The 24,877-nt window shown below is 72.0% G+C and carries 16 protein-coding genes; 14 read left to right on the top strand and 2 right to left on the bottom strand.

The genetic code is table 11. The features are described from left to right. Positions 1-10 precede the first annotated feature (10 nt). Entirely contained in the window at positions 11-724 is a 714-nt protein-coding gene (locus tag ACZ5WC_RS30530) for a TetR/AcrR family transcriptional regulator (RefSeq protein ID WP_468543845.1), read from the bottom strand. A 152-nt stretch (positions 725-876) separates the two neighbouring features. Between ACZ5WC_RS30530 and ACZ5WC_RS30525 the strand changes: the two genes are divergently transcribed. Both ACZ5WC_RS30525 and ACZ5WC_RS30520 read left to right on the top strand, forming a co-directional pair. Further along, positions 877-1,956 carry an alpha-hydroxy acid oxidase gene (locus ACZ5WC_RS30525; RefSeq protein WP_468543844.1) on the top strand — a complete coding sequence of 360 codons (1,080 nt, stop codon included), beginning with the start codon at positions 877-879 and terminating at the stop codon, positions 1,954-1,956. A gap of 388 nt (positions 1,957-2,344) precedes the next feature. Beyond that, positions 2,345-3,685, top strand: a complete 1,341-nt coding sequence (locus ACZ5WC_RS30520) for a class I adenylate-forming enzyme family protein (RefSeq protein WP_468543843.1) — start codon at positions 2,345-2,347, stop codon at positions 3,683-3,685. Here ACZ5WC_RS30520 and ACZ5WC_RS30515 read toward each other — a convergent pair. Further along, entirely contained in the window at positions 3,655-4,323 is a 669-nt protein-coding gene (locus ACZ5WC_RS30515) for a 4'-phosphopantetheinyl transferase family protein (RefSeq protein ID WP_468543842.1), read from the bottom strand. The genes ACZ5WC_RS30520 and ACZ5WC_RS30515 overlap by 31 nt on opposite strands. 18 nt (positions 4,324-4,341) lie before the next feature. On the opposite strand from ACZ5WC_RS30515, the gene ACZ5WC_RS30510 reads away from it, so the two are divergent. The 12 genes from ACZ5WC_RS30510 (at position 4,342) to ACZ5WC_RS30455 (ending at position 24,750) form a co-directional block, all read left to right on the top strand. After that, positions 4,342-4,605 (top strand): acyl carrier protein, encoded by a 264-nt coding sequence (locus tag ACZ5WC_RS30510; RefSeq protein ID WP_096625159.1) that lies wholly within the window; start codon positions 4,342-4,344, stop codon positions 4,603-4,605. A gap of 172 nt (positions 4,606-4,777) precedes the next feature. Beyond that, a complete protein-coding gene (locus ACZ5WC_RS30505) occupies positions 4,778-6,427 on the top strand; it encodes a class I adenylate-forming enzyme family protein (RefSeq protein ID WP_468543841.1) in 1,650 nt (549 codons plus the stop codon). Beyond that, positions 6,424-7,689 (top strand): beta-ketoacyl-[acyl-carrier-protein] synthase family protein, encoded by a 1,266-nt coding sequence (locus ACZ5WC_RS30500; RefSeq protein ID WP_468543840.1) that lies wholly within the window; start codon positions 6,424-6,426, stop codon positions 7,687-7,689. Before ACZ5WC_RS30505 ends, ACZ5WC_RS30500 begins: the two co-directional genes overlap by 4 nt. A gap of 16 nt (positions 7,690-7,705) precedes the next feature. Continuing rightward, a complete protein-coding gene (hppD, locus tag ACZ5WC_RS30495) occupies positions 7,706-8,773 on the top strand; it encodes a 4-hydroxyphenylpyruvate dioxygenase (protein WP_468543839.1) in 1,068 nt (355 codons plus the stop codon). Positions 8,774-8,823: 50 nt separating this feature from the next. Next, entirely contained in the window at positions 8,824-9,741 is a 918-nt protein-coding gene (locus ACZ5WC_RS30490; protein ID WP_468543838.1) for a phytanoyl-CoA dioxygenase family protein, read from the top strand. Next, positions 9,741-10,637: a prephenate dehydrogenase gene (locus ACZ5WC_RS30485; protein ID WP_468543837.1), complete on the top strand. Its 897-nt coding sequence runs from the start codon at positions 9,741-9,743 to the stop codon at positions 10,635-10,637. The genes ACZ5WC_RS30490 and ACZ5WC_RS30485 overlap by 1 nt, the downstream gene beginning before the upstream one ends. Positions 10,638-10,702: 65 nt before the next feature. Continuing rightward, positions 10,703-12,673, top strand: a complete 1,971-nt coding sequence (locus tag ACZ5WC_RS30480; protein WP_468543836.1) for an FAD/NAD(P)-binding protein — start codon at positions 10,703-10,705, stop codon at positions 12,671-12,673. Further along, positions 12,670-14,124, top strand: a complete 1,455-nt coding sequence (locus ACZ5WC_RS30475) for a nitrosuccinate lyase (protein ID WP_468543835.1) — start codon at positions 12,670-12,672, stop codon at positions 14,122-14,124. The genes ACZ5WC_RS30480 and ACZ5WC_RS30475 overlap by 4 nt, the downstream gene beginning before the upstream one ends. Positions 14,125-14,294: 170 nt before the next feature. Next, positions 14,295-15,746: a DHA2 family efflux MFS transporter permease subunit gene (locus ACZ5WC_RS30470; protein WP_468543834.1), complete on the top strand. Its 1,452-nt coding sequence runs from the start codon at positions 14,295-14,297 to the stop codon at positions 15,744-15,746. 101 nt (positions 15,747-15,847) lie between these two features. Beyond that, positions 15,848-23,119, top strand: a complete 7,272-nt coding sequence (locus ACZ5WC_RS30465) for an amino acid adenylation domain-containing protein (RefSeq protein ID WP_468543833.1) — start codon at positions 15,848-15,850, stop codon at positions 23,117-23,119. Position 23,120: 1 nt separating this feature from the next. Next, complete coding sequence (locus tag ACZ5WC_RS30460; protein ID WP_468543832.1) at positions 23,121-24,305, top strand: FAD-dependent monooxygenase; 1,185 nt, start codon at positions 23,121-23,123, stop codon at positions 24,303-24,305. A gap of 10 nt (positions 24,306-24,315) precedes the next feature. Then, positions 24,316-24,750 (top strand): nuclear transport factor 2 family protein, encoded by a 435-nt coding sequence (locus tag ACZ5WC_RS30455; RefSeq protein WP_468543831.1) that lies wholly within the window; start codon positions 24,316-24,318, stop codon positions 24,748-24,750. The last annotated feature ends 127 nt before the right edge of the window (positions 24,751-24,877 follow it).

Here is a 24,877-nt window from a genome sequence, read left to right as displayed (position 1 = left end):
TGGTGCGCGGTCAGCGGGACCGCGAAGGGGCGGTGTCGGAAGGGGCGGTGCTGGAGGGGACGCTGTCGGAAGGGACGGCGTCCGGGGTGTCGGGCAGCAGCGAGGGGTCGGTCGCGACGCCTCGGAGGCGGTTGAGGATTCCGCCGGCCGCCTTGCTGTAGCAGGTGAAGTTGGAGTGCAGGACGGACTCGGCGTTGGCCATCTCCAGGAGGGCGACGAGCTCGAAGGCGAGCTGGGGGATGTCGGTGTCGTCCCGGACCTCACCCGCGCGCCTGGCGTCGTCGATGGTGTGCTCCAGGAGGGAGAACCAGCTGCCGTGCGCCCCGGCGACCGTATCGTGCACTCTGCCCTCGCGGGCGTCGTACTCGGCGGAGACCGAGTAGAAGAAGCAGCCGCCGGGAAAGACGCGCTGCTCCGAGTAGGTGAGCCAGTTGCGGCAGAGCAGCCAGACCCGGCCGAGGCCCGGGGGCAGTTCGCGGGTGGGCTGCACCACGTGCTCGATGTAGACCTTGATGGCGGCGCGCACGGTGGCCAGCTGTAGCTCCACCTTGGAGCCGAACAGGGCGAACACCCCGCTCTTGCTGAGCCCCAGTTCATTCGCCAGTCGCCCTAAGGACAGGCCTTCGAGGCCTTCGACCGATGCAATGCCGACAGCGTGGCGCAGGATCAACCGCCGTGTCTGGTTGCCCCGTTCGACCCGTCCATCGGCGTGCGTCGTAGTCACGCGACCTCCTCAATCTTCCCGTTCGGGCCCGTGACAGGGCCCGGTCACTGTACAAAGTGGACGACCGTGCTGTCATTGTGCGAGAGTACGGTAAGCGTACGGTCGTGCGGTTAACTGGGGTACGCGGATTCAACCATCGGCGGGGGAGCAGGATGGCGGCGTTGACACTTGACGAGTACGAGGCTGTGGCGAGGGACCGGTTGTCCCGCCCGGTGTGGGACTTCATCGAGGGCGGGAGCGGCACCGAGTCGATGCTGTCGACGGGCCGTGAGGCGCTCGACAGGATCAGGCTGCGGCCTCGCTGTCTCGTGGATGTCTCGGTGTGCGATCCCGGTACGTCGCTTCTCGGGGCGGGGCTGGCGGCCCCGTTGGGCATCGCGCCCATGGCCTATCACCGGCTCGCGCACCCCGAGGGCGAGGTGGCGACCGCACGTGCGGCGGGCGCCGCGGGCGCCCTTCTGGTCGTGAGCATGTTCGCCAGTCGCAGCCTGGAGGACGTCGCCGCCGAGGCGACCGGTCCGCTGTGGTTGCAGCTCTACTGGCTCAGGCGGCGGGAGCCGATGCTGGAGCTGATCCGGCGTGCGGAGGACGCCGGCTACCGGGCGCTGGTCCTGACGGTCGACGCTCCGCGCGTCGCGTACCGGCCGAGAGACGTCCGTAACGGCTTCTCCCTGCCCGAGGGAATCCGTGCGGTCAACGTCGATCCTTCCGTCATGTCCGCCTCTCACAGCGGGCAGGCGGGGCAGTCCGCTATCGCCAGGCATTCGGCGGAGCAGTTCGACCCCTCCATTACCTGGGCCGATCTTGAATGGCTGCGGGAGCGTACGTCACTGCCGCTCGTATTGAAGGGTGTGCTTACCGGAGAAGATGCCGAGCTGGCAGCGAAACACGGGGTCGAGGCGCTCGTCGTCTCGAATCACGGCGGCCGGCAGCTGGACTTCGCGAGACCTGCGGCCGAGGCCCTTCCGGAGATCGCGGAAGCGGTGGACGGGCGATGCCGGCTGATTCTCGACGGCTCGATCCGGCATGGCGCCGATGTCGCGAAGGCGCTGTGCCTGGGCGCGGACGCGGTGTTCGTCGGCCGCCCGGCCCTGTGGGGCCTGGCGCACTCCGGGGCTGAGGGCGTCGAGGCCGTCCTGCGGCTGCTCTCGGACGAGTTCGCCGAGGTGATGGCCCTCATGGGCGCACCGCGTGTCGAGGATTTCGTAAGTTCAAGAATTGTTCATTTCTGAACTGAATTTCTCTTGGGCGCGACTGGACGCCCTTGGTTGCTTTCTCGGTGCCGAAGGGCTATTTGGCATGCCAAAAATCGGTGCTCCGTGCGGGCCGGGGGATTTCTACTCGCAAGTATGAATCCGTAGAAGGTTTCGCTTGATTACCGAGAGGTAATGCGTGACGATGGATCTGTCGCCGAGGAAATGAGTGCGGCGATGAATGGCCGATACGTCCAGGACAGAGTTGTCCGACGGCTCATCGGCTCTTTCCGAGAACTCTGGATGGGTGGGGATTCCTGTGGGGGGAACGGCGCCTATAAGGCCCGTTTGCGCCGAGGGCGACTGGGTCGACGATGTATTACTCAAGGGGGACGGGCGGGAAATCGCCCTGTATCTGAGCGGACCGGTGACCCGAGCCGAGCTCAGGAGGCTCGTCGGGGAACAGCAGCAGCGCTTCGCAGCGGCCGGCCTGGTCGCCGGAGGCACCGTCGCCGTACGGCTGCCGCCCTCTCTGAGCTGTATCGTCGCGATGCTCGCCGGATGGCGCAGCGGAGCCCAGGTCGCCCTGCTCGACTACCGCTTGACGACGCATGAGGTCGGCAAGGCGGTCGCGCGGCTGGCACCGCAACTGGTCATCGAACCGGCGGTCGACGTCACCGGCACCCTGCGCGGGTTCTTCGACGTCGAAGCCCGGATCACCCCACTGCGCGGCGGCCGGCCGGCCGCTTCGGAACACGCTCTGCTGCAACTGAGCTCCGGCTCCACGGGCCCTTCCAAGGTCATCGGCCGCACGGCCGGCAGCCTCCTCGCGGAGCTCGACCGGTACGCCCGGCTGGACGGCTTTCCGCGCCAGGGCGAACGTACCGTGGTGCTCGCCTCGATCGTCCATGTGCTCGGCCTGGTCGGGGGACTGCTCCACGGACTCGCCGCCGGGGCACAGGTGGTCCTGCCCGCCTGGCAGTCCGTCGACGGCATCCTCAAGGCCGTCGCGGCGGAGGACCGGCCCACGACCGTCCTCGGGGTCCCCTCCCAGACCGCGGTGCTCGCCGCGGCCCGGACACCGCCCCGGCTGCCCCAGCTACGACGGATGATCACCGGCGGCGAACTGGTCAAGGAGAGCGTCCGGGAACGGTTCACCACCGGCTACGGCGCCGAACTGGGCGTCATGTACGGGATGACCGAGGCCGGTGTCATCGCCACCGACCTCACCGGGGCCGACCGCCCCGCCCTGACCCCGGCCCCCGGCATGCGGGTGCGGGTCGACGACGGAGAGATCCTCCTCGGCCTGCCGGAGAGCCCCTATGTGGGGCTGACGGATCCCGCACGCTACGTGGACGGCTGGCTGCGCACGAAGGACGCGGGCAGCATCGACGAAGCGACCGGACTGCTCACCGTCCACGGCCGGCTCGACTCGCAAGTGTCCATCGGCGGACTCAAGGTGGACCTCTCCGAGGTCGAGGCCTCCATCTCGGCCCTGCCGGGTGTCTCCGAGGCCGTCGTGGTGCACGGCACCGGAATCGAGGCCTTCGTGATGGTCGACGAACAGGCCGTGTTCGACGGCCTCGCCGACAGCCTCGCGGCCCGCCTGGCGCCGTACAAGCGGCCACGCTCGCTGAACCTGCTGACGGAACTCCCGCGCACCGCGACCGGCAAGCCGGTCCGCAACGCGGAGATCCTCCGCGCCGCGGTGAGATCCGCGGCCGCCGCACCACCGGCTCAGCTGCACACGGCGGGAGAGACCCGTTGAACCCTGACGCGTGTCTCCACGGAGCGCTCCTCGCTCCCTGCCCCGACGCACTGGGCGACGCCGATGACACGGCGCCCGCCGTCGACGAGGACGGCCGCGGAGGCCACCTCCCGATCGGCCGGGAGCGGCCGTAGCACCGGCGGCAGGTCCCCGCCGGGGGGCCAGGCCCCCGGAAGCGGTACGCGGCGGCTCATCCCGCCCCGGCGCAGGCCCCGGCCGAGCGCCTTGCCCACCGACTCCTTCTGCGTCCACAACCACAGGAACGCGGCCGACCGTTCCTCCTCGGCGAGCCCTGTCACCCAGGCCGTCTCGACCGGGTCGAGCCACGCCCGGGCCATCGCCTCGGCACGCAGTGGTCGTACGACCTCCACATCCACCCCGACAGACGGCCCGCCAGTCAGCGCGACAGCCAATGACCCGCGTCCGTGCGTGACGCTGACCTGCACCGGCTTCCCGGCCCCGCAGAGCAGCGGGCGGCCGCCTTCCTCATGCTCCAACCAGATTTCGGATAGCGGGACATCGAGCATTCCGGCCGCGGCCCGCACCAGCAGGCCGTGCGCCTTCCGACGCTCGTCGCCATCCGTGGTGCACCACAGCACCGTCACCGTGTCCGGGGCCAGTCCCGGGTGCCTGTCCATGAAAGAGGAGTCAACCAAATGTCCACCGAAGTTGAGAAGTTCATCATCGAGGCGCTGAAGAACATGAACTACGACGTCACGGATGTCACCGGCGAGACCCCGCTCGGCCCGGCCGGACTGGACCTCGAATCGCTCTCCGTCGCCGAGGTCGCCATCCAGGTGGAGGACACCTACGGCGTGAAGTTCGAGGAGGACGAGATGGAGACCGTCGCGCTGTTCACCGTCGCGGGCCTCGTCAAGGAGATCGTCGAGCGGGCGTCCGTCGCTGCCGCGGCCAAGTGAGTCCAGGGCCGGTTCCGGCCCACGGGGCACGCCCTTCCTGCCCGCGTGCCTCCGGGCACGGGCGGGAGAGGGCGACCCGGAACCGCTGAAGCGGGTGGACCGGGCGCGCCCGTACTGCCCCAGGGCCTGTCGTACGCAAAGAGTCTGATCCAGGAAGTAAGGACACCGGGGAATGAATCCGAAGAACGAGCGCGCCGAACTCGCGGCCGACCAAAGACTGGGCGTCGGCAACGTGCTGACGGAGCTCCTCGCCCGCGGCACCGGTCTGGACACACCGACCCTCACCTTCGACACCGACGTGGACGGGCACCCGGCCTGGCAGGCCCTGACACTGGCCGAACTGGGCGAGCGCGTGGCAGCCCGGGCGGCCGCCCTGCACGACCTCGGAGTCAAGCCGAGAGACCCGGTCGCCGTCTTCGTGACGGCCGGCGCGGACCAGGTGCTCAGCTATCTGGCCCTGGTCCGGCTCGGCGCGATCCCGGCCCTCATCAACGGCAAGGTCCCCGTCGACCAGGTCGGCGAATACATCAGGCGCCTCGGTGCGGTCGGCGTCATAGCCGACGTCCCGCACTGGGACGCCCTGACCTCCGTCGGCAGCGCCACCCCGCTGCTCGCGGACCCCGCCGACCTCGGCAAGGGCGACCCCGCAGCAGCCCCGGGGCCCTACCGGCACCACGGCAACGAGCCCGTGGTCATCACCCACTCCTCCGGAACGACCGGCCTGCCCAAGGCCGTCATCCACTCGCACCACAGCCTCTTCGCGGCCATCCGGCACCGGCTGACACTGCCCAAGGGCCAGGGCATCGACCGGATGCTCGGCGCCCTGCCGTCCGCCCACGCGGCCACCGTCATCGCCGTCAACCTCGCCCTCACCAACCGCGCCCAGCTGGCCGTTCTCTCCCAGCAGGCCGGCGGCCCGGTGCTCGACGCCATCGAGTCCTGGCAGCCGCACAGCGTCCTCGGCTTCGCCACCACCTGGTCCGAACTGGCAGGTGAGGACCTCTCGCAGCGCGACCTCGCCTCCGTGAGCACCTGGTGGAACACCGGCGACTGCGCGCACGAGGCCCACATCCGCAAGCTCATCGCCGTCGGCTCACGGCAGACCATCACGGCCAAGGGCCGCGAGCGGCGCACCGGCTCGTTCTTCGTGGACGGCCTCGGCTCCTCGGAGATGGGCCACTCCCAGTTCTTCATCACACACACCCCCGAGACCACCCGCTACGGCCGGTGCATCGGAAAGCCGCACGCCTTCTCGGACGTCGCCGTCGTCGACGACGACGGCGAGAAGCTCGGAACCGGCGAGGTGGGCCAGCTCGCCATCAACGCCCCCACCCTGTCGCTCGGTTACTGGAACGACTCGGTGACCACCTACCGCACCCGCCGCGACGGCTACTTCCTCACCGGCGACCTCGTCTACCGCGACGAGGAGGGCTACTACTACCACGTCGACCGGCTGGTGGACGCCGTGGACATCGGCGAGGGCCACAAGCTCTACACCATGCTCTGCGAGGAGCAGGTCCTCGCCCAGTGCGCCGACGTCCTGGAATGCACCGTCGTCGCCGTACGGACCGACGACCGGGTCGCCACCTCCGTCCTGCTCTTCCTCGACCCGGGTGCCGACCAGGAGGCCGACCGGACCGACGAGGTCCTCGCCGCACTCGACCCCCGGGTGGCCCGCACCGTCGAGCGCGTCGTCGCCGTGAGCCCGGACCGCATCCCGCTCGGCGCGACCGGCAAGGTCCGCAAGATCCTGCTGCGCCGCCGGTTCCTCGACGGCGAGCTGTTCGGCCCCGCGACGACCGCCAAGGAGGTGGCGGCATGAGCGGCCCCACCGCGGACGGGAAAGCCGTCATCACCGGACTCGGCACCTTCACTCCGCTCGGCCGCGGCGCGGCGGCCACCTTCGACGCGCTTCTCCACGGCAAGTCCGGGCTGCGCAGGCCGCCGGAGGGCCACCTCCTCGACGGCAGCGTCGACGTGGCTGGCATCGCACCGGACATCGAGGCACGCGAGGTTCTGCCGCCGAGCGAGGGCCGCCTCGTCGACCGCTACGCCCTGATGGCCCTGGCCGCGGCGGACGAAGCGCTCCTCGACGCGGGCCTCGTCGTCGGACAGGACGTGGACCCGCACCGGGTCGCCGTCGTCATCTCCAGCGGAGCGGGCGGCCTGACGACGTACGAGGCACAGACCCAGGCCCGCACCGAGCGCGGCCCCACGGCCGTCAGCCCCTACCTGCTCCCGGGCATGCTGCCGAACATGGCGGCCGCCCGTATCGCCATCAAGTACGGTATCCGGGGCTGGAGTTCGGCGATCGCCACCGCCTGCGCGGCCGGCGCCCACGCGGTGGCCGAGGCCGCCCGGCTCATCCGGTACGGCGAGGCCGACGTCGTGGTCTGCGGCGGGTCCGAGGCCCCGCTCAACCCCACCTCCGCACTGGCCTTCGCCCACGCCAGGGCGCTCGCCCACAGCTGGGACGACCCCGAGGCGGCCAGCCGCCCCTTCGACCGCCGCCGCAACGGCTTCGTCCTGGCCGAGGGCTCGGGCGTGCTCGTCGTCGAGCGCGCCGCACACGCCGACGCGCGCGGCGCGGCGGGCTACGCCGACCTCCTCGGCTGGGGCGCCACCACCGACGCGTACCGGCCCACGGCACCGCGGCCCGACGGCGAGGGCGCCGCCATGAGCATGCGCGGGGCGCTCGCCACCGGCGGGCTCGTCCCCGACGACATCGGCTACATCAACGCCCACGGCACCGCGACCAAACTGGGCGACATCGCCGAGACGAAGGCGGTCCGCGCCGTCTTCGGCGACCGCTCCCCGGCCGTCAGCAGCACGAAGTCGATGACCGGGCACCTCCTGGGCGGATCCGGCGCGGTCGAGGCGGCCTTCACCGCCCTCGCCATCTCGCGCGGCCAGCTGCCGCCCACCCACAACCTCGACGAGATCGACCCGGCCTGCGATGTGGACCACGTGCGCGGCGAGGCCAGAACGCAGCCGATCGAGGCCGCGATCTCCAACTCGTTCGCCTTCGGCGGCCACAACGTCAGCCTGCTGCTCGGTACGGCAAGCACCCGCAAGAAGCGCTAGAGAAAGGGAAACAGACGTGCAAATCGGAGCCGTCGACCATGTCGAGTTCTACGTCGGGGACGCACAGCAGTCGGCGTTCTTCCTCTGCACCGCGTTCGGATTCCGGGTCTGCGGCCAGGCCGGCCCCGAGACGGGCCAGGCCGACCGGCGCTCCCTGCTGCTGCGCCAGGGCGGCATCGATGTCGTCCTGACCTCGGCACTGAGCGAGAAGCACCCCGCGGCCGCCTATGTGGCCCAGCACGGCGACGGGGTGGCCAACATCGCCTTCGAGGTCACCGACGCCGCCAAGGCGTTCGCCCTGGCCGTCGAGCGCGGCGCCACCGCCGTCGAGGAGCCCGAGACGCACAGCAAGGACGGCACCGAGGTCGTCACCGCGTCCGTGCTCGGCTTCGGGGACGTCGCCCACCGCTTCGTCCAGCGCTCCGGGGACCGGGAGCAGTTCCTGCCCGGCGTGATGGACATCTTCGCCGAGGACCCGGACCGCAGCGAAGAGCTGCTGAGCACCGTGGACCACGCGGCGATCTGCCTGCCCGCCGGCCTGCTGCGGCCCACCGTCGCCTTCTACGAGAAGGTCTTCGGCTTCAACCAGATCTTCGAGGAGTTCATCGAGGTCGGGGAGCAGGCCATGGACTCCAAGGTGGTGCAGAGCCCCTCGGGGAAGGTCACCTTCACCCTCATCGAGCCGGTCACCGACCGCAAGCCCGGCCAGATCGACGGCTTCCTGGCCCGCCACAACGGCGCCGGCGTCCAGCATCTCGCCCTGCTCGCCGACGACATCGTCAAGGCGGTGCCCGCGCTGGAGGCCCGCGGGGTGAAGTTCCTGGAGACCCCCGCCACCTACTACGACGAGCTGGAGGCGCGCCTCGGCCGCCCCGACCTGAAGATCGAGGACCTCCGGCGCACCAACGTCCTGGTCGACCAGGACCACTGGGGCCAGGTCTTCCAGATCTTCACCCAGTCGCTGCACGTGCGGAAGACCTTCTTCTGGGAGGTCATCGACCGGCACGGGGCCCGCACCTTCGGCAGCGGCAACATCAAGGCCCTCTACGAGGCGGTGGCACGCGAGAAGGCGACGACCGCCTGATCCGCCGCCCCGCCCGTACGCACCGCGTCACTCGCACCGAAGGAAGATCCGTGACTGTTCAGGAATCCGCAGCCTTCACCCTGACCGACGAGGAGCGGGAGCTGCTCCCCTCCGACGAAGACGTCCTCTTCTACGCCGAGCACGGCTGGTTCCTCTCGAAGAAGCTGTTCACCGACGAGGAGGTCGACCTCCTGGAGTCGGCCAGCGAGCGCTTCTACGCCGGCCACCGCGACCGCACGCTGCCCGTTCGCCCGCCCAAGCTCGCCTACTGGGAGCCGGAGCACGGCGATGTGCAGCGGCACAACGACTACATCCACTACGAGGACGACACGATCGGCCGCATCCTGCGCAAGCCGCTGCTCGGCGCGGTGGCCGCCCGGCTCGCCGAGGCCGAGGAGATCCGGGTCTTCCAGTCGACGCTGATCTTCAAGCCGCCGGTCGCGGAGGAGACGTCGAACATCGTGCCCTGGCACTTCGACCGCCACTACTGGTCCACGTCCACCTCCGAGCGGATGCTGACCGCGTTCATCCCCTTCCACGACTGCGACGAGGAGATGGGCACCATCACCATGGTGGACGGCAGCCACAACTGGAAGGAGACCGCGGACAACGACGCCACCTCCCTGCACTTCGCCGAGCGCGACCGCGGCGAGCTGGAGGTCATGCTGGAGGAGAACGCCCGCTACAACGGCGTCGAGGTACGCAAGATCCCCGTCCGCATCCCCAAGGGCCACGTCAACTTCCACCACTGCCGCACCTACCACGGCAGCGGACCGAACGTCAGCGACCGGCCGCGCCGGGCCGTCTCCCTCCACCTCCAGGACGGCGGGAACCGCTACCGCGACTTCCGCCGCTCGGACGGCACGCAGGTCGCGTACAACCACGACGTGCTGGTGCGCAGGACCGCCGAGGGCACCCCGGACTACAGCGACCCCGAGTACCTGCCGCTGTTGTGGAGCAGCCGCTGATGCGCAGTGCCGCAGTGGTCGGTACCGGCCTGATCGGTACGTCGATCGCCCTGGCCCTGCGGGGCCGGGGCGTGACCACCTACCTGCTGGACCGGGACCCGGAGGCGGCCCGGACCGCGGCCGACCTCGGCGCCGGTCTGGTGGGCGCCCCGCGTACGCCCGTGGACCTGGCGGTCCTCGCGGTTCCTCCGCAGCACGTGGCATCGGCTCTGCACGAGCACCAGCGGCTGCGTCTGGCCGAGGACTTCACCGATGCGGCGAGCGTCAAGGCCAAGCCGCAGGCGGAGGCGGCCGCCCTGGGCTGCGACCTCAGCCGCTACGTGGGCGGACACCCCATGGCGGGCCGGGAGCAGTCCGGCCCGCTCGCGGCCCAGGGCGACCTCTTCCAGGGCCGCCCCTGGGTGCTCACCCCGGCGGCGGGCGTCGGCCGCCGGGCCGTCGACCGGGCGACGGAACTCGCCGCGCTGTGCGGGGCCCGTCCGGTCGTGATGGGCCACGAGGAGCACGACCGGGCGGTGGCCCTGATCTCGCACGCCCCGCACATGGTGGCGAGCCTGCTGGCCGCCCGGCTGCTGGACGGTGACGAGAGCGAACTCCAGCTCGCCGGACAGGGGCTGCGTGACGCGACCCGCATCGCGGCGGGGGACGCCGAGCTGTGGACCGACATCGTCGGCTCCAACGCGAGCGCCGTCGCCGAGGTGCTCGGCGAGGTCGCCCTCGAACTCCGCACGGTCGTGGACGCCCTGCGCGACCTCGGCTCGGACGCGCCGGAGCGCCACCTCACCAGCCGGGCGCACCTCACCACGGCCCTGGTCCGCGGCGTACAGGGCCGGGGCCGGATACCGGCGAAGGCCCCGGGCGGGCTGCGGCTGAGCGGTGTGGCCGCCGCCAACTGACCCACGGCCACCCGCGGCCGGGGGCGCGGACCTACATGACTTCCGATTCAGTGGAGAGACTGACTATGACCAGCCGACGGCTCGACGTCTGCCTCATCGGTGCCGGGCCCCGAGGGCTCTCCGTCCTCGAACGGCTGTGCGCGAACGCCGGGTCGGCGCCGGACGAGGTGCCGATCACGGTGCATGTGGCGGACCCGTATCCGCCCGGGGCCGGTCAGGTGTGGCGTACCGACCAGCCCGAGCACCTGCTGATGAACACCGTGGCCTCCCAGGTCACGATGTTCACCGACGAGAGCGTCCGGATCGACGGGGTGCTCGCCCCCGGGCCCAGCCTCTACGAATGGGCGCGCTTCCTGACCCTGGTCGGCCCCATGGACGACCGGCAGCGCGACGAGCGGCTGCTGGACGAGGCGCGTGCGCTCGGCCCCGACTCCTATCCCACCCGTGCCTTCTACGGGCACTATCTGGAGTGGGTCTTCGAGCGGGTCACCAGGACCGCGCCGGGACGGCTGACCACCGTCGTCCACCGGGCGCGGGCGGTGGCGATCGAGGAGGAGCCCCACAGCGGGAAGACGGGCTCCCTCCAAAGCGTCCTGCTCGACAACGGGGTGCTCATCGACGGTCTCGACGCGGTCGTCCTCGCCCAGGGGCACCTGCCCGTACGCCGGTCCCGCCGGCAGACCGAACTCGGCGGCTTCGCCCACGCCAACGGCCTGCGCTACGTGGTGCCCGCCAACCCGGCGGACGTGGACCTGTCGCCGGTGGAGCCGGGCGAGACCGTCGCGCTGCTGGGACTCGGGCTGAACTTCTTCGACTACATGGCACTGCTGACCCACGGGCGCGGCGGCCGCTTCGTCCGCCGCTCGGACCGGCTGGTCTATCTGCCCTCGGGCCGCGAACCCCGGCTCGTCGCAGGCTCCCGCCGAGGTCTTCCCTTCCACTCCCGGGGAGAGAACCAGAAGGGCGCCCACGGCCGGCACGAGCCCGCCGTGCTGACCGACGAGGTGATCCGGGAGCTGCGGGAGCAGGCCCGGCGGCACGAGGGCATCGACTTCCAGGCCACGGTCTGGCCGCTGGTCAGCAAGGAGGTCGAGACCGTCTACTACGCCACGCTGCTCACCGCCGACGGCCGCTCCGGCGACGCGGAACGGCTGCGGGCGCGCTACCTCGCGGCGAAGCCGGGCAGCAGCCAGGAGCTCGACGTCCTCGCGGAGTTCGGCATCGGTCCGCACGACCACTGGGACTGGGACCGGATCGCCCGCCCGCACGCGGACCGGGAGTTCGCCTCACCGCGCGACTTCCACGACTGGCTGCTTTGCCATCTGCGCGAGGACCTGAGGGCCGCGCGCGAGGGCAACGTGGCCGGACCGCTGAAGGCCGCCCTCGACGTACTGCGCGATCTGCGCAACGAACTGCGGCTGGTCATCGACCACGGCGGTCTCACGGGCAGCTCGCACCGGCAGCACCTGGACGGCTGGTACACACCGCTCAACGCGTTCCTCTCCATCGGCCCGCCCGCCGGCCGGATCGAGGAGGCGATCGCCCTCATCGAGGCCGGTGTCCTGCGGGTGCTCGGCCCCGACGTCCGCTCCGGCACGGACGAGGACGCCCGGGCGTTCACCATCGAGTCCGCCGCGGTCCCCGGTTCGCTGACCCGGGCCACCACGCTGGTCGAGGCCCGTCTGCCGGAGATCGATCTGCGGACCACCGCCGACCCGCTGCTGCTCCAGCTCCTGGACACCGGCCAGTGCCGCCCCTACGAGGTCGCGGGCCCCGACGGTACGGTGTACGAGACCGGCGGACTCGCCGTCACCGACGCTCCGTTCCACGTCATCGACGCCGACGGCCGCGCGCATCCGCGCCGTTTCGCCTTCGGGGTGCCGACCGAGTCCGTGCACTGGGCCACGGCGGCGGGGATACGTCCCGGGGTGAACTCCGTGACACTCCAGGACTCGGACGCCATCGCGCACGCCGTACTGGCGCTGGCACAGGGTCTTCGCCGGGACAGCGAGATGATGGGAGAACTGACAAGGTGAACGCCACCACCCCGCCCGCACACGCCGCTGACACCATCGACGCCGGGCTGTTGAGCCCGGTACGGGCCGGAACCCCGGCGGAGGCGGCCACGTCCGACGGGGCCTGGCTCCAGGCACTGCTCGACGCGGAGGCCGCGCTGGTACGGGCCCAGGCGGGCCTCGGCAACGTACCCGGCGCAGCGGCCGAGGCGATCACCGAGCTGGCCCGTGCCGAGCGGCTGGACCTGCGGGAGATCGCCGTGCTCAGCCGGGGCGCGGCGAACCCGGTGGTGGCCGTGGTCCAGGCGTTCACCGCCCTGGTGGCGGCCAAGGCCCCCGACGCCGCCGACTACGTCCACCGGGGCTCGACCAGCCAGGACATCTTCGACACCGCGCTGATGCTGGTCGCCGGACGGACCCTGGACCTCCTGGTGGCGGATCTGGACGCCATCGCCGCGTCCCTGCGGACGCTGGCCGACGAGCACCGGCAGACGCTCATGGCCGGGCGCACGCTGGCGCTCCACGCGGTGCCCACGACCTTCGGCCTCAAGGCGGCCGGCTGGCTGGCGGCGGTCTGCGACACGGGGGACCGGCTGCGCCGGCTCAGGTCCGACGGCCTGGTCGTCCAACTCGGCGGCGCGGCGGGCACGCTGGCGGGCTACGTCGAATACGAACGGCTGCACCGCGAAGGGCGGCAGGAGACCGTGGCCGAGGGCTACGCGGCCCGGCTGGCCGAGCGGTTCGCCGTGGAGACGGGGCTGTCCGCCCCGGCCCTGCCCTGGCACAGCCACCGTGCCCCCGTCGCCGCGCTGGGCGCCGAACTGGCCCTGGCCACCGGGGTGCTGGGGAAGATCGCCGTGGACGTCCAGTCGCTCGCCCGGACCGAGACCGCCGAGCTCGCGGAGCCCGCCGCGGCGGGCCGGGGGGTCTCGTCGGCGATGCCGCAGAAACGCAACCCCGCCCTCGCCACGCTGATCCGCTCGGCGGCCCTGCAAGTACCCGCGTACGCCGGTGTGCTGGCGCAGACGATGCTGTCCGAGGACGAGCGCTCGGCCGGCGCCTGGCACGCCGAATGGCAGCCGCTGCGGGAGTGTCTGCGGCTCGCAGGAGGGGCCGCGCACACCGCACGCGAGCTGGTGGCCGGTCTGGAGGTCTCGCCCGGGCGCATGCGGGCCAACCTGGACCTGACCGGTGGTCTGATCGTCTCGGAGCGGCTGGCGGCCGTCCTGGCACCCGTGCTCGGCAAGGCCGCCGCGAAGGACGTCATGAGCCGGGCCGCGCGCACGGCGGCCGCCTCGGGCCTGCCGCTCGCCGAGGTCCTCCTGAGGGAGGACGTGATCGCCGAGCGGTTCGGCGTACGGGACCTGGAGCGGCTGCTCGACCCGGCCGGATACACCGGCGCCGCCGAGGAACTGACGGCACGGGCGCTGCGGCGCTACGCCCCGCCCCGGAACATGTCCGGCACTCCCTAGACAGGCCCTCGCCCCCCGGTGAGGCCGGTCTGTCCTCGCCGGGGGGAGGGAGCCCCATCAACACCCGCGCGCAACGGACCCGCCCCTCGTTCGCCCCTTTAAATGCACGCACGATCGTTTATATTCATCCCCGGGTCCAAGCCGTGGACCCACTGACGAAGGGGCTACGCATGACCACCGCTTCACCGCAGTCGGCCGGGGCGAACCCGGCGGACGACGCGGCACCGGCCGACGGGCAACGGCCGCAGGGATCATCGGGTGCCTCACCCGCCGCGAAGCTGGCACTGTTCGTCGCCTCCGGCGCGACCTTCCTCGCGGTGCTCGACACCACGGTCGTGAACATCGCCTTCTCCGACCTGCGCGTCGACTTCCCCGACGCCTCCCTGTCCCAGCTGACCTGGGTCGTCACCTCCTACACCGTGGTGTTCGCCGCGCTGCTCGCCGTCGCGGGCCGGGTCGCCGACGTCATCGGACGCAAGAAGCTCTTCCTCTGGTCCACCGCCCTGTTCACCCTCGCCTCGGTACTGAGCGGACTCGCCGTCGACGTGCCGATGCTCGTCGCCGCCCGCGCCCTGCAAGGAGTGGCCGCCGCAGGGATGATCCCCTCCGCTCTCGGACTGGTGCTCCAGCACACGCCCCCCGCCCGCCGCCAGATCGCCGTCGGGGTCTGGGGAGCGGTCGGCAGCATGGCCGCGGCCGTGGGACCGAGCCTCGGCGGGCTGCTCGTGGACGTATGGGGCTGGCGCAGCGTCTTCCTGATCAACCTGCCGATCGGCCTGGCCATCGTCGTGATCGCGGCCCGGCTCGCGGCCGATGCACCGAGCGGCCGCCGCTACCCCGACCCGGTGGGCACCCTCGCCCTCGCCCTCGGCATCGGCGGTGTCGTCTTCGGCGTCACCCAGGGAACGGAATGGGGCTGGGGCAGCGGCAGGGTCCTCGCCCTGATGACCGGCGGCGCCGTGCTCGTCGTGACCGCACTGCTGCTCTCCCGGCGCCACCCCGCACCCGCCATCGAGTGGGACCTGTGGCGCAACCGCGTCTTCGCCGCCACCAACGTCTCCTCGCTGCTCTTCGGCGCGGCCATGTACGCCTACCTCCTCAGCACCCTCCTCTTCCTCAACGCCGTCTGGGGCTACTCGGAGCTCAAGGCGGGCCTCGCGGTCACCCCCGGGGCCTTCAGCGCCGCCGTCGGCGCCATCGTGGTGGGACGCCGGGTCGGCCCCCGCGCCCAGTGGGCCGCGCTCGCCGTGGGCTCCACGCTCTTCGGCGCCTCGTGCGCCGCGATGTACCTGCTCCTCGACGCCGAGCGCGCCTACCTGGCGCTCTGGCTCCCCATCGGCATCGTCGCCGGCCTCGGCATCGGCGCCGCGCTGACCGCCATCTCCAACGCGGCCACCGCCTCGCTCCAGCCGCAGCGCTTCGCCTCCGGCACCGGCCTGCTCATGACGACGCGCCAGGTCGGCGGAGCCCTCGGCATCGCCGCCCTCGCCGCCATCATCGAACGACACAACGTCCTCGACGCCGAGGGATATCTGCAGGTCTTCCTCGCCTGCGCCATCGGAGCCGTGGCCGCCGCCGCGGTCGCCCCGGTGTTCCGCCCACGCGGCAGCCAGGCCCCCTAAGGGCGCCTGTCCGAGGACCGGGCCCATCCGCGCCCGGACGCCTTCGGTGTGCCCGGCAGGGCACCCGCTCACGAACGGACAAGCTCATCAGCGCTGAGAACGTGCAGCTGTCTCCGTACCAGCGGGACATCTGGCTCGCGGAATCCCGGACACCGGGCAGCCCCCAGTTCAACGGAGCCGTCTTCGAGCGGTTCACGGGCACCCTGGACGGCGAACTGCTGCGCACCTGCTTCACCCGTGCACTGGCGCGGCACGACACCTTCCTCCTCCGGTTCGACGAGTTCGACGGCGCGCCCCGGCAGTGGCTCGCCGACACGCTGACGGTCGACGGCGAGCCCGCCGTCGACCTGGTCGACCTCTCCGCCGAGCCCGACCCCGCCGCCGCGTGCCGGACCTGGCGCGAGCGGGCCATGGCCGTCCCGTTCGAGCTGCGGGACCGGCGGCTCTTCCACGCGGTGCTGCTGCGCGAGAGCGAGCAGGTGCTCCACCTCTTCCTGAAGGCGCACCACCTGCTCCTCGACGGGCGGGGCGCGGAGATCCTGCACACCGAAGTACTGGAGGACTACGCCCGCCTCTCCCGGGGCCAGGAACCCCGGGACCGGCCCCCCGCCCCCTCCGCGCTGACCGCCGTCACCGGCCGGGACACCTACTTCGGCTCCCGGGAGGAGGCGGACGACCGGGCCTTCCACCGTGCCGAACTCGCGGCGACCGACCTCCACTGCTTCCCCCGCCGACGGCAGGAGGGCACGCCCGCCTTCGGCTTCCACACCTTCACACTCCCCGGCGAGGTGGCCGACACCCTCAAGGAGCACGGCAGCGCCCCCTTCCCCTTCTTCGCCGCCGCACTCGGCACCTGGCTCGCCCGGGTGCACCGCACCGAGCAGGCGGTGATCGGCATACCCCTGCTCAACCGGCGCACCAGGACCGAGCTGACCACCGTCGCGCAGTACGCCAACACCCTGCCGCTGCGCATCGAGGTGCCCGACGGGAAGCCCCTCCTGGCCATCGCCGCCGATGTGCGGGAGTCGGCGGGTCTGCTGACGCAGCACCAGCGGCTGCCCGTCGGGGACGTACTGCGGGAGCTGCCCGCCGACGGGTCCCGGGAGCGACGGCTCTTCGACGTCACCCTGACCTACATGACCCTGCGCAAACCGCTGGAGGTTGCGGGCGTGGTACGCGGGGGAGTGACGTTCACCGCGCCGCCGCACCAGGACGAGGCGCTGGTCGTCAGCATCGTCACCACCCGCGGCAGCGCGGACCTCCAGATCGAACTGCGCTACGCCACCGACGTGTTCGACGACGATCTGCCCATCACCTCACTCGTCGAGCACCTCACATCCCTGATCGCCAACGGCCTCGCCAAGCCGGAACGACCGGCGAACGAACTGCTGATGACCGGCGAACGCGAACAGGACGAGCTGCGGCGCCTCGCCCGCGGCCCCCGGATCCCGTTCGCCGACGACACCACCCTGCACGCGCTCTTCGAGGAACAGGCCGTCCGCACGCCCTCCAGGGCCGCCGTCTTCGCCGCCGACGGCGAGGAACCGATCGGCTACGCCGAACTCGACGCCCGGGCCAACCAGGTCGCGCGGTCCCTGCGCGCCCGCGGCATACGGACGGGCGACCGGGTCGCCGTCCTCATGGAACGCGGCCCGCACCTGCTCCCCGCCGTCCTCGGCATCCTCAAGTCCGGCGCGGCCTACGTCCCGGTGGACCCGGGACACCCCGAGCGGCGCATCGCCTTCATCATCGAGGACAGCGCGGCCAGGGCCGTCGTGACGGACTCGGCCGCCCCGCCCGTACCGGTGCCCGATGACACAGCGCTCTGCCCGGTCGGCGAACTGCTGCGCGGCCCCACCGACCCGGTACGGGCCGAGGCGGGCCCGCGCGACCTCGCCTACGTCATCTACACCTCAGGCTCCACCGGCCGGCCCAAGGGCGTCATGGTCGAGCACCGCTCCGTGGTGAACCGCCTCGCCTGGATGCAGCGGGCCTTCCCGGTCGGCGCGGACGACGTGCTGCTGCAGAAGACCCCGATCTCCTTCGACGTGTCGGTGTGGGAGCTGTTCTGGTGGGCACTGGAAGGAGCGTCCGTCGCGCTGCTGCCGCCGGGCGGCGAGAAGGACCCGCGGCAGATCCTGCGCACGGTCGGCCAACGGCAGGTCACCGTCCTGCACTTCGTCCCCTCCATGCTCGGACCCTTCCTCGACCTGCTGGAGGAGTCGCCCGGGCTGCTCCCCGGCACCGGGTCGCTGCGGCACGTCTTCTGCAGCGGCGAGGCCCTGTCGCCCGGCCGCGTGGAGCAGTTCCACCGGGTCTTCGGCTCCGACGGCGCACCCCGCCTGGTCAACCTGTACGGCCCGACCGAAGCCACCGTCGATGTCTGTGCGCACACCTGCACCCCACCGGACGGCGCACCCGTCACCCGGGTCCCCATCGGCCGCCCCATCGACAACATCGAGCTGTACGTCCTGGACCGGGCCGGTGAACCGCAGCCCGTCGGCGTCCCCGGCGAGCTGTGCGTCGGCGGCGTCGGCGTGGCCCGCGGCTATCTGAACAGGCCCGGACTGACCCGGGAGAAGTGCACCGACGCGCCCTTCGTCGACGGCGGCCGCCTCTACCGCACGGGCGACCTCGCGCGCTGGCTCGGCGACGGCACCCTGGAGTACCTCGGCCGGATCGACGGGCAGGTCAAGATACGCGGCCACCGCATCGAGCCGGGCGAGGTCCAGGACGCCCTGTGCCGCATACCCGGGGTGCGGGACGCCGCCGTCGTGGACCGCACCGCCCCCGGGCGCGGCGTGTTCCTGGCGGGCTACTACGTCGCCGAGGACGACCTGAGCGCCGCCCTCCTGCGTGACCGGCTGGCCGGGACCCTCCCCGAGGCCATGATCCCGGCCCACTTCCAGCGTATCGACGCCATCCCGCTCACCCCGAACGGCAAGCTGGACCGCCGCAGGCTCCCCGCCCCCGACACCGCCCCGCCCGGACCCCCGGGCGCGGCGCCCCGCACCCCGGCCGAGAAGCTGCTCGCGGGCGTCTGGGCCGAGGTGCTCCAGGCGCCCCGGGTCGGCATCCACGACGACTACCACGCCCTGGGCGGCGACTCGCTCCTGATGCTGCGCATCCGCGCGCGCGCCGAACAGCAGGGCCTCCACTTCTCCCTCGACGACCTCGCACAGCACCCCACCGTCGCGCGGCTCGCGGCGCACAGCACCGAGACCTCGGCCCCCGAGGCCCAGCTGCCTCCCTTCGCCCTCGTCTCCCACGTCGACCGGGCCCGCCTCGAAGGAGCCGTCGACGCCTTCCCGCTGACCCGGCTCCAACTGGGGCTCGCCTACCACAGCCGCCGGGACGAGCACTCCGCCGTCTACCACGACGTCTTCCGCTACCGCCTGGTCATGGACTGGGACGAGACACACTTCCGCGACGCCTTCGAACGGCTCGTGGCCCGCCACCCCGCTCTGCGCTCCTCCTTCGACCTCGGCGGCCTCAGCGAGCCGATGCAGATCGTGCACGCCGGCGCGCCGGGCGGCCTGGACATCGCCGACCTGCGGGGACGCGCCCACGACGAGGCGGAAGCCGAGATCGCCCGGCACGTCGAGGAACGCCGCTTCCACCGCTACGTCTTCGAGCGGGCACCGCTCCACCTGTTCCGCGCCCATGTCCGCGACGACGCGGTCGACCTGGTGCTGAGCTTCCACCACGCGCTGCTCGACGGAGGCAGCGTCGCCAACCTGCTGCGGGAGCTCCTCCAGGACTACCTGCACCACCTCGGCGCGGACATCGCCGCCGTCCCCGACAGCGAACTGCCCACCCCGGCCCACCACGTGCGAGAAGAACGGGAATCAGAGGCGGACCCCGCCGCCCGTGCGCACTGGCGGCGCCGGATCGCGGGCGCGCACGCCCTGCGGCTCGACGGCTTCGGGCCGTACGAACCCCCGGGCGAGGCCACCCACGTGGCCCACCGCACGGTCCTGCCCGACGACCTCACCCGCCGGACCCGCGCGGTGGCCAAGGAACACGCCCTGCCCGTGAAGTCCCTGCTGCTCGCCGCGCACTGCCTCACCCTGCGCCTCTTCTCCGGCGCCGACGACTTCACCACCGGCGTGATCACCCACGGACGGCCCGAACGCGCCGACGCCGACCGCATGGTGGGCCTCTTCCTCAACACCGTCCCCGTGCGCTTCACCCACGCGACCGCAGGGCCCGGCTGGATCGACGTGGCCCGGGAGCTGTTCCGGCAGGAGACCGCGGGCCGCCCCCACCAGCGCTACCCGCTGAGCGCGATACAGGCCGACCAGGGCGGAAGCCCGGTGCTCCACACCGCGTTCAACTACGTCCACTTCCACACGCTCACCGACGTACTGCGCCTGCCCGACGTCCACCTGGAGCAGTTCACGACCTGGGAGGAGACCGACTTCCAGCTCCTCGTCAACGCCTTCCTGCACCCCGTGGACGGCACGCTCGGACTGCGCATCGACGGCGACGGCCACAGCATCACCCCCGCCCAGGCCGAGCTGTTCGCCGACACCTACAGCGAGGTGCTGCGCCGGCTCGTCACCCGGCCCGAGGAGAAGCCCGACCTCGCCTCCCCGGCCGGACGGCCACCGCACCCCCGGCACGACGGGGACCAGGACGGAACGGCGTACACCGAGGACGTCGTCCAGCTCTTCGACCGGCAGGCCGACCGCACCCCCGACGCACCCGCCGTCACCACCGGCGACCGGACCTGGACCTACCGCCAACTCCGGGAGCGGGCCGAGCGGGTGGCCCGCAGGCTGCTCGCCCTCGGCGCCGGTCCCGGTGCGCGCGTCGGCATCGCCATGGGCCGTTCGCCGGAGACCGTCGCCGCCATCGTCGGCACCGCCAAGGCGGGCGCCGCCTGCGTCCCGCTGGACACCGCCTACCCCCCGGCCCGGCTCGCCGCCATGGTCGAGCAGGCCGAACCCTTCCGGATCATCGCCCGCACCGAGGACGCCCGCCTGCTGCCGGACCCGGACCTGCTCCTGAGCGCCGAGTCGCTCTTCGGCACGGCCTACCAGGGCACGGACGCGGAACCGCCGAGCGCCCTGCCGGGGCCGGTCGGCCTCGACAGCACCGCGTACATCCTGTTCACCTCCGGCTCCACCGGCCGCCCCAAGGGCGTCGTGATGCCGCACCGGTCGCTCGCCAACCTGAGCGGCTGGCAGGTCCGGGCGGCGAGCGCGGCCGCCGGGCGGACCACCGTCCAGTACGCACCCCTCAGCTTCGACGTCTCCTTCCAGGAGATCTACTCCACGCTCTGTTCGGGAGGCACCCTGCGCCTGATCACCGAGGACGAACGACGGGACATGAGGCTGCTGCTGAAGCTGCTCGACGAGAGCGGGGCGGCACGGATCTTCCTGCCGTACGTGGCCCTGCAACAGCTCGCCGAGGCGTACGGGGCACTCGGCACCGCCCCACAAGGACTGCGGGTGATCGTGTCCTCCGGCGAGCAACTGCGGGTCACCGAGGAGATCCGCGCGCTCATCGCCGCACTGCCGGGGGCGATCCTGGAGAACCAGTACGGTCCCACCGAGACGCACGTGGTCACCCGCCACACCCTGTCCGGCGACCCGGCGGCCTTCCCGGCGCTCGTGCCGATCGGCACCCCCCTGCCCGGGGCCGGCGCGCAGGTCCTGGACGCCCTCGGCCGGCCCGTCCCCACCGGCGTCCTGGGCGAGCTGTACCTGACCGGAGCGGCGCTCGCCGACGGGTACCTCGGCGCGGCCGCCGCGACCGCCGAACGCTTCGTCAGCGTCGAGGGCCCCGACGGCGCGACCACCGCGTACCGCACCGGCGACCTGGGGCGCGTCCTGCCCGGCGGCGCCCTCGCCTACGCAGGCCGGTCCGACACCCAGGTCAAGATCCGCGGCTACCGGGTCGAGCCCGCCGAGGCCGAGATCGCCCTCATCGCCCTCGCGGCACGCCACCGGGACGTCGACGTCCGGCAGGCCGCGGTCGTCGCCCGCCGCACCCCGCAGGGGCAGACCGCCCTGGCCGCCTTCCTGGTCGGTGACGAGGAGCGGACCGACCTGGACCTGCTGATCGCCGAACTCCGCTCCGCCCTGCCCGAGTTCCTGGTCCCGCAGCACTTCACCTGGCTGCCCGCCCTGCCCCTGACCCCGAGCGGCAAACGCGACGACGCGGCCCTGCGGGCCCTGCCCCCGACCCGGCGGACCGCCCAGGACGGCCAGGCACCCCGGGACGCGTACGAACGCACCCTCGCGGAGCTGCTCGGCGAACTCCTCGGCCTCGACCGGATCGGCATCCACGACGACATCTTCGCCCTCGGCGCCACCTCGCTCACCACCATGCGGCTCGTCGTCCTGATAGAGCAGCGATACGGCGTCTCCCTCCCCATCTCCGGGTTCATCGCCGCACCCACCGTGGCCGCCCTCGCCGCGAAGCTGCGCTCGGGCGGCGCCGAGATCGGCTTCGACCCGCTGGTGCCGATCCGCCGCGAAGGCGACCGGCCGCCGCTGTTCCTGGCCCACCCCATGGGCGGCAACGTGCTCTGCTACCTGCCGCTGGCCCGCCATCTGCCCGACGACCAGCCGCTGTACGCCTTCCAGGCAGCCGGAGGCGACCTGGGGACCGAGCCCCTGCGCACGGTCCCCGAGATCGCCGAGAGCTACATCGCGGCCATGCGCCGGGTACGGCCCGAAGGCCCGTACACCATCGGAGGCTGGTCCTTCGGGGGCTTCGTGGCCTTCGAGATGGCACGCCGGCTGAGGGCATCGGGAGCGGAGGTCGCCGCGGTGATCCTCCTCGACACCGTGGCCCTGGGGCCGGTGGAGGAGCGCCGCAACTACACCGACGAGGCACTGCTCGGCTGGTTCTTCTGGGAACTCCTGCTGCTCGGCCGGGGCGGCGACTCGCCGCTGGAGACCATCCCCGCCGAACTCACCTCACTCGACGAGAAGTTCGACTTCATCGCCCGGGTCGCGGCCGACGAGGGAGTCCTGCCGCCCGACAGCAATGGGTCGCTCGTCGGCCGCCTCTTCCGGGTGTACGAGTCCAACTGGCGGGCCACCCAGGACTACGAGCCCGGCCCCGCCACCGAAGGCCTCACCCTGATCCGGGCCACCGAACCGCTGCCGCAGGTCCTGCGCGCGATGCACGAGGCGGGCAGCACCCGGCACACCGACCCCGCCAACGGCTGGCACACCATGACCGCGGGCCCGGTCGAGGTCGTCCACGTGCCCGGCGACCACCTCTCGATCATGGAGGAGCCGCACGTGGCGCACCTCGCCCGGGCCGTCGCCGAGGCGGCACGGCACACGAGCGCAGGCACACCGCACCCCACGGCCCTCCCCTCCCCATCCCGTACCGCCAAGAAGGGACACTGACGTGTCACAGCGCACCCGCCCCCGGGCCATCGTGATCGGAGCCGGAATCGGAGGCCTGGCGACGGCCGTGGCCCTGCGCCGCGTCGGCATCGACGTGGCGGTCCACGAACGGGCCCCCGACCTGCGCCCCGCCGGATTCGGCATCTCCGTGATGAGCAACGCCGTGGCCGCCCTGCGGGCCCTCGGCATCGACCTCGGGCTGGAGAAGCGCGGCCAGACGATCCTCCACACCGAGATCATGACCGACAAGGGCCGCACCCTGCGGTCCCTGCCCGTCGAGACAGCGGGCGACCGCCTCGGCGCGCCCAGCGTGGCCATGTACCGGGGCGACCTCCAGGCCGCCCTGCTCGACGCACTGGGCGGACTGCCCGTCTCGCTCGGTGCGGCCGCCACCGACTACGAGATCACCGGGGACGGCGTCCGGGTCCGCTTCGAGGACGGCCGCGAGGACACCGGCGACATCCTGATCGGCGCCGACGGCATCAACTCCGCCGTCCGCCGCCGACGCACCGCCGACGACAGCGGCCCGCGGTACGGCGGATTCCTCTGCTGGCTCTCCGTCACCCCCTTCGCCCACCCGAAGATCACCCAGGGGTTCAACGCCCACTACTGGGGCCTCGGAAAGCGCTTCGGCATCCACGACGTCGGCCAGGGCCGCGCCTACTGGTGGGGCACGCTGAACATGCCCGCCGACGAGGCACGCCGCTGGGACGGCGACAAGGACCGGATCGTCCGCGCCTACACGGGGTGGGCGGACGAGGTGTGCGAGGCCATCGCGACCACCCCCGTCGAGGACATCGTCGCCGTACCCGCCCAGGACCGCCCCTTCCTGGAGCAATGGGGAGAAGGCCCGGTGACCCTCCTCGGCGATGCCGCCCACCCGATGCTGCCCAGCCTCGGCCAGGGCGGCAGCACGGCCATCGAGGACGCCGTGGTGCTCGCGCAGTGCCTGGCCGCCGGGACGGACACCGTCGCGGCGCTGCGCCGCTACGAGAACCTGCGGCGCGAGCGGACCCGGGAAATGGTCGAGGTCTCCCGCCGGTTCGGCGGCTTCGAACAGCTGGAGAACCCCGTGCTGCGCGCCGTACGCGACGCGTATCTGCGCCACGCACCGCAATCCGTCCTGTTCAAGCCCTTCCAGCGGGCCCTGACGCCCCGGCTGCTCGACGACGCACCGGCGAACTGAAGGAGAGACGATGACCACCACCGCCATCCGCGCCGAGGCACACCAAGACGCCAAGAGCGTGGTGCACCGCTACCTCCAGGCCCTGCGGGACCGTGATGCCGAGGCGATCGGCGAACTGGTCGCCACCGATGCCGTGTACCGCATACCCGGCAGCCACCCGGTGGCGGGAACCTGGACCGGACTCGCGGAAATCGCCGGGAAGTTCCTCATCCCCATGGGCGAACTCTTCGACCCGATGGCCGACTACACGGTCGACGTCCACCATGTGATCGCCGAGGGCGAGGAGGTCGCCGTGGAGTGCGTCACGCGAGCCACGACCCGGGGCGGCGCCCCCTACGTCCTGCCCATCAGCGCCCAGTTCACCGTCAGGGACGGGCAGATCCGCAGCATGCGCGAGTACTTCGACACCGAGTACTTCTCCTCGACGCTCTTCGGCCGGGACTGAGACACCGGTCCGGCCCCGGGGGGGGGGGGGGGGGGGGGGGGGGGGAGGGGGGGGGGTGTGGGGGGGGGGGGGGAGGGAGAAGGCAGACAAAGAAAAACGGGGTCTCCCCAGACATCCGCCCCGCCTT

The organism is Streptomyces sp. NPDC033165 (genome assembly GCF_055577965.1).
Note: the sequence above shows the minus strand (reverse complement) of the source record. Positions and strands in the feature narration are given on the sequence as shown.

What these genes read in the sequence shown, in the direction of transcription:
- ACZ5WC_RS30525 (WP_468543844.1), top strand. Translation starts at nt 877, where the DNA reads ATGGCGGCGTTGACACTTGACGAGTACGAGGCTGTGGCGAGGGACCGG.
- ACZ5WC_RS30515 (WP_468543842.1), bottom strand. Translation starts at nt 4,323, where the DNA reads ATGGACAGGCACCCGGGACTGGCCCCGGACACGGTGACGGTGCTGTGG.
- ACZ5WC_RS30510 (WP_096625159.1), top strand. Translation starts at nt 4,342, where the DNA reads ATGTCCACCGAAGTTGAGAAGTTCATCATCGAGGCGCTGAAGAACATG.
- ACZ5WC_RS30505 (WP_468543841.1), top strand. Translation starts at nt 4,778, where the DNA reads ATGAATCCGAAGAACGAGCGCGCCGAACTCGCGGCCGACCAAAGACTG.
- ACZ5WC_RS30500 (WP_468543840.1), top strand. Translation starts at nt 6,424, where the DNA reads ATGAGCGGCCCCACCGCGGACGGGAAAGCCGTCATCACCGGACTCGGC.
- ACZ5WC_RS30485 (WP_468543837.1), top strand. Translation starts at nt 9,741, where the DNA reads ATGCGCAGTGCCGCAGTGGTCGGTACCGGCCTGATCGGTACGTCGATC.
- ACZ5WC_RS30480 (WP_468543836.1), top strand. Translation starts at nt 10,703, where the DNA reads ATGACCAGCCGACGGCTCGACGTCTGCCTCATCGGTGCCGGGCCCCGA.
- ACZ5WC_RS30470 (WP_468543834.1), top strand. Translation starts at nt 14,295, where the DNA reads ATGACCACCGCTTCACCGCAGTCGGCCGGGGCGAACCCGGCGGACGAC.
- ACZ5WC_RS30455 (WP_468543831.1), top strand. Translation starts at nt 24,316, where the DNA reads ATGACCACCACCGCCATCCGCGCCGAGGCACACCAAGACGCCAAGAGC.